This is a genomic window from Burkholderia sp. Ax-1724, from assembly GCF_011752995.1.
Classification (GTDB): domain Bacteria; phylum Pseudomonadota; class Gammaproteobacteria; order Burkholderiales; family Burkholderiaceae; genus Paraburkholderia.
The window spans coordinates 114,365-126,896 of the sequence record NZ_VWWL01000016.1; the positions used below are offsets into that span (position 1 = coordinate 114,365).

At 58.1% G+C, this 12,532-nt stretch carries 11 protein-coding genes and 1 pseudogene; 2 read left to right on the top strand and 10 right to left on the bottom strand.

Translation table 11 applies throughout. From position 1 onward, the window contains the following. Positions 1–103: 103 nt before the first annotated feature. A complete protein-coding gene (locus F3J19_RS19800) occupies positions 104–1,018 on the top strand; it encodes a LysR family transcriptional regulator (protein ID WP_167044747.1) in 915 nt (304 codons plus the stop codon). A 307-nt stretch (positions 1,019–1,325) separates the two neighbouring features. Here the strand turns inward: F3J19_RS19800 and F3J19_RS19805 are convergent. After that, positions 1,326–1,634 (bottom strand): annotated as a pseudogene (locus F3J19_RS19805) (catechol 1,2-dioxygenase); the annotation flags it as partial. Further along, a complete protein-coding gene (locus F3J19_RS19810; protein ID WP_167044750.1) occupies positions 1,634–2,959 on the bottom strand; it encodes an MFS transporter in 1,326 nt (441 codons plus the stop codon). The gene F3J19_RS19810 and the pseudogene F3J19_RS19805, both read right to left, overlap by 1 nt. 406 nt (positions 2,960–3,365) lie before the next feature. Here F3J19_RS19810 and F3J19_RS19815 point away from each other — a divergent pair, with 406 nt between their 5' ends. Further along, entirely contained in the window at positions 3,366–3,878 is a 513-nt protein-coding gene (locus F3J19_RS19815) for a MarR family winged helix-turn-helix transcriptional regulator (RefSeq protein WP_240159093.1), read from the top strand. Positions 3,879–3,912: 34 nt separating this feature from the next. Here the strand turns inward: F3J19_RS19815 and F3J19_RS19820 are convergent, their stop codons facing one another. From F3J19_RS19820 to F3J19_RS19855, 8 genes are all read right to left on the bottom strand, one after another. Next, positions 3,913–5,004: a porin gene (locus F3J19_RS19820; protein ID WP_167044756.1), complete on the bottom strand. Its 1,092-nt coding sequence runs from the start codon at positions 5,002–5,004 to the stop codon at positions 3,913–3,915. An 85-nt stretch (positions 5,005–5,089) separates the two neighbouring features. Beyond that, entirely contained in the window at positions 5,090–6,685 is a 1,596-nt protein-coding gene (locus tag F3J19_RS19825) for an MFS transporter (protein ID WP_167044758.1), read from the bottom strand. A gap of 170 nt (positions 6,686–6,855) precedes the next feature. Continuing rightward, positions 6,856–7,479: an N-carbamoylsarcosine amidohydrolase gene (locus F3J19_RS19830; RefSeq protein ID WP_167044761.1), complete on the bottom strand. Its 624-nt coding sequence runs from the start codon at positions 7,477–7,479 to the stop codon at positions 6,856–6,858. A gap of 9 nt (positions 7,480–7,488) precedes the next feature. Further along, a complete protein-coding gene (locus F3J19_RS19835) occupies positions 7,489–8,523 on the bottom strand; it encodes a 2,5-dihydroxypyridine 5,6-dioxygenase (RefSeq protein WP_167044764.1) in 1,035 nt (344 codons plus the stop codon). A 23-nt stretch (positions 8,524–8,546) separates the two neighbouring features. Beyond that, positions 8,547–9,401, bottom strand: a complete 855-nt coding sequence (locus F3J19_RS19840) for an alpha/beta hydrolase (RefSeq protein ID WP_167044767.1) — start codon at positions 9,399–9,401, stop codon at positions 8,547–8,549. Positions 9,402–9,432: 31 nt separating this feature from the next. Further along, positions 9,433–10,185: an Asp/Glu racemase gene (locus F3J19_RS19845; protein WP_167044770.1), complete on the bottom strand. Its 753-nt coding sequence runs from the start codon at positions 10,183–10,185 to the stop codon at positions 9,433–9,435. A 59-nt stretch (positions 10,186–10,244) separates the two neighbouring features. Then, positions 10,245–11,237, bottom strand: a complete 993-nt coding sequence (locus tag F3J19_RS19850) for an amidohydrolase family protein (RefSeq protein ID WP_167044912.1) — start codon at positions 11,235–11,237, stop codon at positions 10,245–10,247. 74 nt (positions 11,238–11,311) lie between these two features. After that, on the bottom strand, positions 11,312–12,529 hold the full coding sequence (locus F3J19_RS19855) for a 2Fe-2S iron-sulfur cluster-binding protein (RefSeq protein WP_167044915.1): 1,218 nt from the start codon (positions 12,527–12,529) through the stop codon (positions 11,312–11,314). Positions 12,530–12,532 lie beyond the last annotated feature (3 nt).

The window sequence follows — 12,532 nt, forward strand, 5'->3', positions numbered from 1 at the left end:
TAATCTCCTGATATCGTTTTTTTCAATATCGTTTGTTGTATTCTTCTGTGACACTGGTCGTCGGCCTCATTGGGTTCGCGCCAGGGTCATTGGAGGTTGCACCTTGAGCACTCATATCACCCTTAGACAGATCGAGTACTTCATCTCCGTCGCCGACACGGGTCAGATCTCGATATCTTCCAGCCTATGCAATGTGTCGCAGTCGTCCATGACAATCGCACTCCAAAAATTGGAGGAGAGCCTGGGAGTAGAGCTTCTTTTAAGACATGCAAAAGGCGTACGGCTAAGCGACGCCGGAGAGAGATTTCTCCGCCATGTGCAACAAGCCAGCCGCTCGGTTGAAGATGCCGTGTCAGCTGCGCAGGAAGTTCCAGTGCAGATATCTGGCCGCGTCAAGGTTGGGATGACGGATACGATCTCCGCATATCTCCTACCGTCGCTCGTCACATCGCTTCGTCAGCGGTTTTCAGACCTGGATATCGAGGTTGTCGAGCGATCACGCGAAGATATCGAAGAGGCTCTCATACACGACAAATTGGAATTGGCGCTGCTGTTAGTATCGAACGTCGCGCCAGCCGACGAACTAACCTTTGAGGTCGTTCTCCGCTCGCCGAGACGCCTTTGGACAGCACCCGACCACCCGCTGCAGGCAGCCGAGCGCGTCACACTTGAGGACGTTGCAAAAGAAAGATTTCTGCTGCTCGACATGGATGGGCATATAGCAACGGTCAACAGGTACTGGGGACATTACGGACTTGCTCCACAAGTCCACATACAGAGCCGTTCAATCGAGGCGGTTCGCAGCCTGGTTGCTGTGAATCACGGGGTCACGATTCTCTCTGATTTGGTGTATAGACCGTGGTCGCTAGAGGGACGTCGCATAAGCCGCCGCGACATTAGCACTGAGTTGCCGACGATGGATATTGGCGCTGTTTGGCGGAAGGGTCACTCATTAAGCCCTCAGGCTCGGGCATTTCGCCACCTGCTCCGGTCCTGGAAACCTCTGTTCAAGGTTTAAACGTGCTGTTCTCTGGCCGAGATGGCGCGCCTATGCGATCAGCAGGCCGCATTTCAGCGTGACACGACCACCGGAGCGGTACAACAATGAGCACGAACATCAGGGGCGATAGTGCTACGTCAAGACGCCTTGGCGTACCTTCCTCGACTCACTCGAACTCGCCAGGGGGAAACCGATTCCTCACTGAATCGCATTCCTTACTTCGCTTCTCCGACTACCTGTCAGGTCCGGTCCAGGCTAATACATGTCATCCGACGACAATCACGGGAGCACCGCGCAGCGCAACCGGGTGCTCCCTTACCACGAGTTACGCTACAACCGCAGCGCGCACACGTTCGACGATCTGATTGTCCCTGCCCTGCACCAGCGGCATCACGACGAAGCCGAATTCGATCTCCCTGTAGTTATCGTTCTTCAAACCTAGTTCCGTCCCGCCCTGCTTTTCGGTAACGGGAGGAATCAGTTCCTCGCGCGGCGCGTAAGCAAAATCATTCCAGATCAGGGGATCACCTTCGATGTTGAACTGAGTGGTCAACTTGCGATAGCTGTCCGAAGTGACAAAGAAATGCAGGTGCGCAGGGCGATTTCCGTGGCGACCCAATGCGCCCAGCAGCCTCAATGTGAGGATGCAACGTCGGCATGGACTGGAGCACGCCAGGTGAAGCCAATGATGACGCCGAGTACGCAGAGCGCGGCGATATACCAGGCGGGCGCCATGAGGATGCCCTGCCGACCCACCATGTACGAGGCGACTGCCGGTGCGGTGCCGCCGAAGATCGCGTAGGCTGTGTTGTACGACAGTGCAAAACCCGTGAAGCGGACCTCGGGCGGGAAGCTTTTCACAATAATGTACGGCCCGAGCGTAATGGTACCGATCAGGAAGCCGCCGGCGATATAGAGCGGCCAAACCGCGCTACTGCCGGAAGTCAGCGCGAAGTAGAAGGCGCCCGTCACAACGAGCATTGTAATGCTGCCCAGCGCGTACGCCTTGCCGCCGCCAATCCTGTCCGCGACCCAGCCTGCGATCGTGCTGCCTATGATCAGTCCCAGAATCGACCACGAGTTGTTGGTGAATACCGCTTTCGCTTCATAGTGGAACTGCGACTGCAGGAAGGTCGGTGTGTACAGAAAATACAGCACGAAGATGCCGGAGAAGACCCATGTGGCCAGCAGCGATACAACGATCGCACCACGATGATGTTTGAGCACGACCGACAGCGGCAAACGCGAGTCAGCGGCACGTTTGGCGCGCAGCGCTTCGAAGACGGGCGTTTCGTGCAGGTAGCGACGCAGGTAGACGGAGATCAACCCAAAGACGCCGCCCGCGATGAACGGCATGCGCCACCCCCAACTCCTCAGGCTCTCCGCATCGAGATTGCCCATCAGATATTTGGCGCTCAACGCACCCAGCAGGATGCCAGTGCAAAGACCCGACATCAGCAGGCCACACGCGAGACCCACGCGGTCACGGCGCACGTGTTCCGAGCAGAAGATCCAGGCACCCGGAACTTCCCCACCAACGGAGAGGCCCTGAAGGACGCGGCACAGCAGAAACAGCAGTGGCGCGGCCATGCCGAACATCGTATAGCTGGGCAGCAGGCCAATCAGCAACGTGGGAAATGCCATCAGGAACAGGCTGAGTGCAAACATTTTCTTGCGGCCGATCCGGTCGCCGAAGTGGGCGAAGAAGATACCCCCGATCGGACGAACGAGGTAGCCGGCGGCGAAAATACAGAACACCTCGAGTTGGGCAAGCCATTCCGGTGTGTGCGGCGGAAAGAACACGGTAGCGAGTAGCTTCGTGAAGAATACGGCGACGATGAAGTCGTAGTATTCGAGTGCGCCGCCGAGGGAAGCGAGCCCTAGCGTCTTGATGTCGCGCCAGGACATCGACTGCCCGCCCAAGGCAGCCTCATTCGGTCGTACAGGGGTAGTACTCATTCGTTGCCTCCAAACACATGAAAGTTGACGCCTGGCAAAACTGCCACCCCTATTGATCAGCACACTGATAAATAGGGTATAGAACTAGCCCACTAACGAATCCTCGGGTCGAAATGCCTGCGTGACGCTTCTCTTATGTTGACTCTTAAAACCAAGGGAATCTCAGCCGTTAGCAACGGCCCGCCAACTTGGCTGTAAAATAATCAGCGTACTGACAGATAGGTTTGTATCCCGAAAAAAAAACGAATGCAACAGGAGTTCCCCCAGGCCGTCCCGTCAAGGACTGCAGACGGCGTGTCTGCAACCCAGGCGCGCACTACGCAGCCTGCCATGACGCAAGCGCCACCGACTGCCACCGCCAGACAACAGTTACACTTGTCCTGAATGACAGGACTCTTTGAAAAGGATGAATATGGGTACAGTTACGGAGAAAAAGACTGCCGTCGCGGATTCGGCGATTGAGACCGGTCACCTCTGGCAGCGTCCGGGCTTCCTGATCCGGCGCCTCAATCAGATCCACGTCGCACTGTTCTTTGAAAGCTGCAAAGACTTCGCGATTACGCCGGTTCAGTACGGCTTGCTCACAACGCTGAGCGAGCGTCCTGGGCTCGACCAGACCTCACTCTGCGCCGAAGTCGGCGTCGACCGCACGACGATGGCCGACGTTCTCCGGCGCCTGGAAGAACGGGGACTCGTCAAGCGCGAGCCTAGTCCCGCTGATGGACGCCAGAAAATCGCCAATATCAGCAGCAAGGGGCAGCGCGTCATGAATGACATGTATGAGAGCATGCGCGAAGCTCAGGTCCGATTTCTGGCTCCTTTGGACGCCAAGGAGCGCATTGAATTCATCCGGATGATGATGCAGCTGGTCGAAGGCAACAACCAGTATGGCCGCACATTACTCAAACACTTCGACTGAAAATGTGGCGTCCTGGGACGCCATATTTCCGCTCTCAAAACCGATGCAATATCCCGACTCGCGTCAACAGTTGCCTGTCGTTGCTCGACGCACTCGACACTGCCATGATCCATGCCTGCGGGTCGTTGTCGCCACTCACCTTCTGATACACGGCTTCTGTATAAAGTACCGTGCGCGTGGACAATGCATATCGAACGCCCACTGAGAACTGGTTAGCCTTGTCGCTGGCAAGCACGGCATTGCCTTTCATCAATTCGTAGTCTCCACCAACTGAAAGTGCCGACGTAATCTGGTAGTGCGCACCGATCTGATATACGTTGATGGTTGCGTTGTTGGCTGTGTTTTTTGTGTTCGTGTACAAGACGTTAAGCGCGGCCAGACCGAATTTGTATTCGGCGCCGGCCCCGAAATTTCGTATCCCTGCCATGCCGTTCGCAAGCTGCGCATACCGTTGGTACGTATACGCCACACCCGCGGAAAAAGGCCCATTGGCATAGTTAGCGCCGAAACTCTTACCGTCGTTCTGCGCGATCGCGCCAGGCACACCGCCAAAGCTGTAAAGCATGCCGGCTGAGAATCCATAGTACGTTGGCGTCGTGTATTTCACCGAGTTGGAAATGGCGGTGCCCGACATGCGGTCGAAATTCGCGTTCCCTGAGGAATTTCCCGGAATGCCAAGGCCCGAAAATGGTCCCTCCCGAAAACCGTACAATCCCGCGATGTAGATCGAATTGTCAAAGCGCAGCAACGAGTCAATCATGAAGTCGTACTGTTCTCCAAAAGTCAGTTTCCCGTACTGATCGCTCGACAGACCCACATAAGCGTTACGGCCAAAAAGTCCGCCGCCGTTCGTTGGAAAAATTGCGCCGGTTCCGAGATTGAACTGGTCGATCAATTCAAATATTGCCTTGTTACCGCCGCCGAGATCTTCCGTGCCGCGCAGGCCCCACAGGTTCGGCATCGCGATGCCGTTATCCATCGTGTAGTTATGGCCGCCCTTCTGATTAGTGACTATTGTGACCCCCGCATCGAGCGCACCCCAGAGTTGCACGGAAGATTGTGCGCGCGCCGGAATGGCGGCCGCAAGAGTACACGCTGCTGCAGCAACGGCCCATGAATTTCTCATCGCCAAACCTTATATGCAAGATTGTACGAAGATCTCCGTTACCCAAATGAACAGGATAAATCTTCTCTATTTATTAAAATATGAATTACTTAGAAATGTCCCGGCGAAAAGTTTCTGGAACGAAAAGCACACCGACTATTAGAGAGAGCACCGCAATCACAATCGGATACCACAGGCCAAAGTAGACGTTTCCGTTCGCTACGGCCATGGCCGAAACAACGAACGGCAACATCCCGCCGAACCAGCCCGATCCTAGATGGAACGGAAGTGACAGCGAGGTGTAGCGGATTCGTGCGGGGAACAATTCAACCATGAATGCCGCCATCGGACCGTAGACCATCGCGAGATACACAATCAGCAGCCACATAAGGAAGATGACCATGGGCGTATTGATCTGCGCCGGGTCCGCATGCTGCACCCACCCAGCGGCCAGCAGCGCATTCTCCAGCTCGTGCCGATCGCTGCCGTGCACGGTGACGTCGCCAATAGTGGTATCCGCCGACTGCCCTGGTTGCAATGGCATCTGCTGGTATGAAACGCCCGATGCACTCAGGAACGAACGAATGCGGTCGCAATCCGTTTTCGGTGCGGCAAACAACGAAAAGTGGCAGTCATCTGCGTGAACGATGACAGGTGAGTTTTTCTGGAACGCCTCCAATTTCGGATTCGCGTAGTGGGTCAACGCGTGAAAGATTGACTGCGTCGTTACGGCGAGCAGCAGGCAGGCTGCCATCATGATCCACTTACGGCCAATGCGGTCGGAGAGCCAGCCGAAGATCAGGTAGAACGGAAAAACGCACACCAAGGCGATGGCCAGATAGAGATTCACCGTGTTGGGAGCGACCTTCAGCGTGTTCTGCAGAAAGTACATCGAGTAAAAATGACCAGTCCCAAACACGACGCCGACGCCGGAGGCGGTACTGAACAGCATGATGAGCACGTACTTGAGATTTTCCCAGCTGCCGAAGCTCTCGCTGATCGGAGATTTCGACAGTTTTCCCGCATGCTTCATACTCTGGAATGTCGGCGACTCGGCTAACTTCGTTCGAAGGTAAACGGAGATCACCAGTAGCACGAGCGAAACCAGGAACGGCACCCGCCAGCCCCACTCCTGAAACGATGTACTGTCCATGGCGGACCGGCACGCGCTGACAACTGCAATGGATGCCAGCAAACCCAGTGTGGCAGTCGTTTGCAGCGAACTGGTATACAAACCCCGACTCCTGGCTGGGGAATGTTCAGCCAGATAGGTAGCCGCCCCACCCGTTTCACCGCCCAGCGCAAAACCCTGCAACAGCCGCAGGCATACGAGCAACAGCGGCGCCAACATCCCGATCCTTGCGAACGAAGGAAGCAGTCCCACACCCACTGTAGCGACACCCATCAGGACAATGGTCGCCATGAAAGTATATTTTCGACCGATCCTGTCGCCGAGCCGGCCGAAAAACAGCGCGCCGAGTGGCCGCACGAGGAAGCCCGCACCGAATGTCGCGAGACTGGCCAGAAAGGCCGTGGTCTCATTTCCACTGGGAAAGAAGAGCGTACTGAACGTTCCCGCCAGGGCGGCGTAGATATAGAAGTCGTACCATTCGAGTAACGCCCCAAATGAGGACGCGATGATAAGCGTAAATTCGCGACGCGTGACAGCGTGCCGCGACGGCTTCGACGTCGAGATATCCATTCCCACTCCTGGTTGCACGGCTTTCTCCGCATATATATTTAGTTATACATAATTATTTAAGGATGATCTGGCATAACCAGACCAGTATTGATGCACGCTTCGATTCGAAAAGCGCTAGCGATCGGCGCCGGGCGCGCCTTATCTGACGCGCCCTTCTGCTTCGGCCCCGGCTACAAATTTCCAAGGACTCTGAGTGCTTCGTCCCGGGTCATGACAGCGGCGTACTTCTGTGCCATATCAAAGAGGTTGGCCTCGTGCGGAGCGATGGCACGGTCGCCTACGCAATCTGAGAGCACGAACGGACGGAAGCCGTACTGCATCGCGTCCACTACGCTCGAGCGCACGCAGCCGCTCGTCACCGCACCGGCGACCGCCAGCGTCTGTACACCGCGCTGTGTGAGCCACGCAGCCAGTGATGTGCCGAAGAACGCCGACGGCACCGTCTTGCGCACCACCAGTTCACCCTCACGCGGCGTGAGTTGCGACACGATGGCGCTGTTGTGCGTGTGCTCCTTCAGTGTGAGCAGACCCGGCACCTTCAGCGTAAAGATGTTTTCGTCCGCATCGTCGTCAGCGAATACGATACGCGTATGGGCGACGGGCCAGCCGCGCTCGCGCGCATGCGCCAGCAACGCAACGGTGCGCTCGATAGCTGGCGCGATGTTGCCTCCGCCAAACACTTCGGGGTCGGCAAAGCCGTTGACAAAATCGACGATAAGGAGGCCCACCGGCGCCTTCGGTTCAAGCGTCGAGCCGAAGCTCTGGCGCTGGTATGTATCAAGTTCATTGGACATGCTGATTCCTCACTTATCCAGCACCTTGCCATTGCGCACCACTGCTTCACCATCGAGGAACACATCGCAGTGGCGCAGCGGAATGTCGATGTGGCAGGTAGTTGTGCGCTTGCCACCCGCTTCGTTGTTCGGTCCGAGCGAGAACAGGAAGTTGCCCTCGAAGGCGCGCGCATCCATACCGATGGTTGCCTCCCGGTCATACAGCCCCAACGTTGACCAGTGCGCGCGTGGCTGCAGCCCCCAACCGATGTGCGAGATGGCATACGCCTCGGGGTCCTTGAAGGTACCCATGTACTCCTTGAGCAGATCCGCGTCCATGCCGCCTTCAATGCGCGTAGCAAAGCCGTTCTCGACAGTGAGCTCGATCCGGTCCTGCACATAGCATTTTTGCGGCAGCAGGATGTCGCCGCGGTCGATCACAATGCGCCCGTAGGCTCGCCCTTCGTCGGGAAATGTCAGTGCAAAGCCGCTGGGCCAGTGATCCCACCGGCCCGGCGTGTCGACAAAGCCGTACTCCGCGATCGCCTCGAATTCGCCTATCGGACAGTGGAAATCCGTTCCGGCGGCCGACACGATGCGCATCTCTTTGGACCGATTGATGTGGGCCTGGGCAGCCAGCACGCGCTCGCGGTCGGCCAGACTTGGCACTAGCCGTGTCAGCACTTCAGGCGGCTCGACCGCGAGCAGAATCCTGGTGCCAGTCTTCAGAATGTCGAGCTGCTCCGGCGAGAACAGCAGCGTCATCAGGTCCAGGACGAGGTCGCTCGCCTTGAGCGCGGCTATCGCCGCGGGGTTGCCCGTGAGCGGTGTCGTGCCAAGGTAGGCAAGCGAGTCGCGGCTCAGCGCCTTTTCGCCATTCACCGGCGGCAGGTCCAACCGGTTGACGATCGCACCCATCGACTGCGTCGCGATCAACGCGGTCGAGAGCGTTTGCGGATGGGTAGCCGCGCTCGTCAGAATCGTGACAGTCTGGCCCGCTTCAAGGCGCGAGAGTGTCAATACCTGCTTCCACGCCTCAACCATCTGGTAGTCGCTGACTGGCATCGAGTTCTCTTTAAAAAGGGGCGTCAAGCCCGAACGGTGGCCAGACTCGGCAGAGGCGTGCCCAAAAAATCACCGAACGCACGATAGAAACCGGGCTCGTCGTCCCACGGAATCATGTGGCCGGCGTCGGACACGTGCGAGTGCTCGAGTTGCGGTACCAGCGTACGGATCTCTTCGACGTCTTCGGGGCGAACCACGTCGCCACGCCCAGCCGTCATCAGCAGGACGGGTATGCCGATGTGCGGCAGGTCCCCATGCACGTCGTCGGTATGGAAGCCCTCAAAGCTCGCGATCACGGCGCGCTCGTCACACGTGTGCAGCCACTCGGCGCGCAGTTGGCGCTGCTCATCGGTCCAGGTAGGACAGAACGCACGCATACCCTCAGCGTCTGTGCCTTCGCGCGCCAGGCGCATCGAATCGACGTACCAGGGCAGCTGTGATGGATACGAGCGACGGGCCGGTCCGGATACGGGCGGGTCGAGCATGACCAGTCGCACAAGACCGTGCGGCTGCGTGCGCGCGGCGCGTGCGCCAATGCGGCCGCCCATCGAGTGGCCCACTACGCTGTAGCGTGTCAGCCCCAGCGCCTGAGCGAACGCGACCAGGTCCGCAGCCTGCGCATCCAGGCTGTAGTCCAGTGAGTCCGATGCCGAAGACAAACCCCGGCCGCGGACATCGAGCACATAAGTGTCGAACGTCGTGCCGAAATGCTCGCCGACGAAACCCCACGTTACAGCCGGGCTGGTGATGCCCGGCACGATGATGACAGGGTCCCGGCCGGCACGTGCGTCGGTCGCACCGCCGTAGCGCAGGTAGTGCTGGCGGATTCCGTTCGCGTGAACGTTGCCGCCGTAGAGAAATGTGGATGTTTTGCTCATGCCCGTCTCGGAGTCGTTAAGCGTCAGCACATCAGTAGGCACCAGAGAGCAACGCGCCGGCACCCGGCACTACGGCTTCCAGACCGAGCTGTTTGAGCATGGCGTAGGTCGTCGCAATCGAGGCGGTGATGACAGGCTTGCCCGTCATCGCTTCGACCTTGGCTACGGCCGGCAGCGAGGGCATCTGCACGCATGCCGAGAGCACGATCGCATCGGCGTGCGTTGTGTCCATCCGGGAAACGATGCCCGGCAGCAGACCGGGGTCGTGACGGCCGACCTCGAGGTTGTCGGGAATCTCGAGGGCACGGTAATCGAGCACCTCGTAACCTTCATTACGGATGTAGTCGACCACCAGCTCGGTGAGTGGCTTCATATACGGAGCCACCACCACAATACGCTTTGCGCCGATCACCTTTAGCGCATCAACGAGTGCGCCAGCGCTAGTGATGACCGGTGCCGCCCCACCATTCTCGACCGTACGCTCATGCAGTCGTTTTTGCGACACGCGGTGGTAACCGTGGCCCATCGCCATGATCGCAACCAGACACGCATAGCCAAGCACGTCCACGCGCGCGTCGCTGAGTTCCAGCGCACAGCGGTCCGACTCCGCGTCCATGGCGGCCAGCTCCTCCTTCACCACTTTCTTCATGCGCATGCGGCTGGAGTGGAACGTGAAACGCTCGGCACGGATCGTCTGGCGCGCGAGAAACATCGACGGAATCTCTGTCTCCATCGTCGTGTTCGAACTCGGCACAATCTGACCAATTCGGTACTGATTCGTCATTGCTACTCCTGGATAAATTTAACCTGATGTTTTCGCTGCTCGCGGTTAAAAAACCAGCGTCACAGCTTGAAGATACGTTCGGCATTGCCGTGGCAAACGAGATTTCTGACTTTCTCGTCGAGTGGCGCCTGCTCAATGAAATCGGCAGCAATCGCCGTGGATTCGTACGGGTAGTCCACCGAAAACATCACGGCCTCCGGGCCCATTTCCCCAATTGCACCAAGCAGAGATGGAGCCGAGCAAACACCGGAAGTGGTAATCAGGATGTTTGTTCCGATGTACTCGGAAGGCGCGCGTTCGAGACGAATACCGTGCGAGTAAACAGCGAAACGGCTATCAAACCTCCAGCGCAGGTAGGGCAAGCCCTCACCCATGTGGCCCAGAATGACTTTCAGTCCGGGGAAGCGGTCGAAGACACCGCCGAAGAGAAGGCGCAATGCATGGCTGCTGGTTTCAACACCCCACCCCCACACGGCACCCGCCAGTTCCGGATGGCCGTCGAATACCTTTGGCGCCACATACGCATCGGCAGGATGCAGATACAGAGGCACATCGAGTTCCTGCATCCGCTCCCAGAAAGGGTCGTAAGCACGGCCATCGTAGTACGTTCCCAGCGTGTGCCCATTCACCAGCGCGCCCTTAAAACCAAATTCCCGAACCGTGCGGGTCAACTCGTCAACGGCGCCATGAGGTGTGTGCATCGGCAGCGTGGCAAACCCGCCAAACCGCGTCGGATGCCCCGCAATCTGTTGTGCCAGAAAGTCATTGCTTTGCCTGGCGCGAGCAACTGCCAGGGCCGGGTCAGTCTCGCCCTGCACACTCGGCCCACTCTGGGACAAGATGGTGTAATCGATCCCGGCGCGGTCCATCTCGACGATCCGCTGCTCGTCGAAATCCGCAAGCCGGGCCGCAAGATCGGCGAGCACGTCCGGCTCGATGTGCTGCGTGAAGCTTTTTGAGTAGCCCTGGAAGTCAGGCGTTGAAAAGTGCTCTTCCAGGGCAATCTTCCGAATCCGTTTAGTCACGACAAACTCCCATTTTTTAATCAGCATGCTGACAATAAAGGGGCGAGACGGCGTGCTTGACACGCTACGCCCCCGATCTTCCGCTATCGTTGTGACAGCATTTATTCGCCTCGGCCAAAGAGCCGTTTCATACGACCCCACAGGACACTCCACACCAGACTGCCGACGTTGAATCGGGTCTGCAACGTTGCGGAGTCCGGCACGTCTGCGCCGCCCAACTGCGCGGTAATTCGCATACCGAAGTCAGCAATCATCCGTCGCACAAAATCTTTAACAAGCCCGGAACGGGAAAATTGCGCGAGCGGTCCTTGCAGCATGTATTCGAGCGTGACCGCCACTCGTGTCTGCGTCCCGTTCGCTTCATCACTCAACGCGTAAGTCACGTCGCCGTTCGCCTTCGAGCGGCTGATGTTGTCCTGGCCGGCTCCACGCATCACGGCCCGATGCGCCGCGTCATCACGTTCAAGGCGTGCAGCACCGGCAAAATTCGCCGACATCGGCCCAAATTTGATGGCGATCTTGCCTTTCACTTTTTCAGCATCGTGCTCGATCAGTTCCGCCCCTGGCAGACAGCCGGTGACGGAGGGAAGGTCTCCCATAAAACCCCAGACCCGCTCAAGCGGAAACGGCACGACGAAACTGTCATCAATTGCCGTCCAGCCTTTGCGCTCACCCGCCGGCTGGGCAGCAGAAACCGGCGATGCCGCGCTCGCCTCTTGCGGCGCGCGTTCCGAGGAAATCGACGGGGCAGCCGCCACTGCTGCAAATGTCTGGAATGCACCGGTTTCCTGCGTCGCCGCTTGTCGAACTGGAGCAGTGGGAACGGTGAGGACGTCAGCGATCGGATTGTCTTTCAGGTCGCCAAGTACCGCTTTGATGGCGTTGACGATACCCATGTAGCCGGTGCAGCGGCACAGATTTCCGGACAGCTCGAGACGAATGCGCGACTCATCAGCGTCAGGAAAACGGCGCACGATATCGCGTGCCGTAATGAGCATACCCGGCGTACAGTAGCCGCACTGCAGGCCGTGATGCACCGAGAAAGATCGACGGATGCGCTTCATCAGTTCATCGTCGTCGAACCCTTCGATCGTACGCACCTTCTGGTGGTCGCAAGCGACCGCGAAAGTAATGCAGGAACGCACCGGTTCGCCGTCGATAAGGACGGTGCACGCGCCGCACACTCCGTGCTCGCACCCCAGGTGGGTACCGGTCAGATTCTGGTTATCGCGCAGGAAATCGCCCAGATGCGTGCGCGGCGCAACCTCGCCGCGTATCGCCCGGTCGTTGATGGTGAGTTCAATGACAGACATGGAAATTCC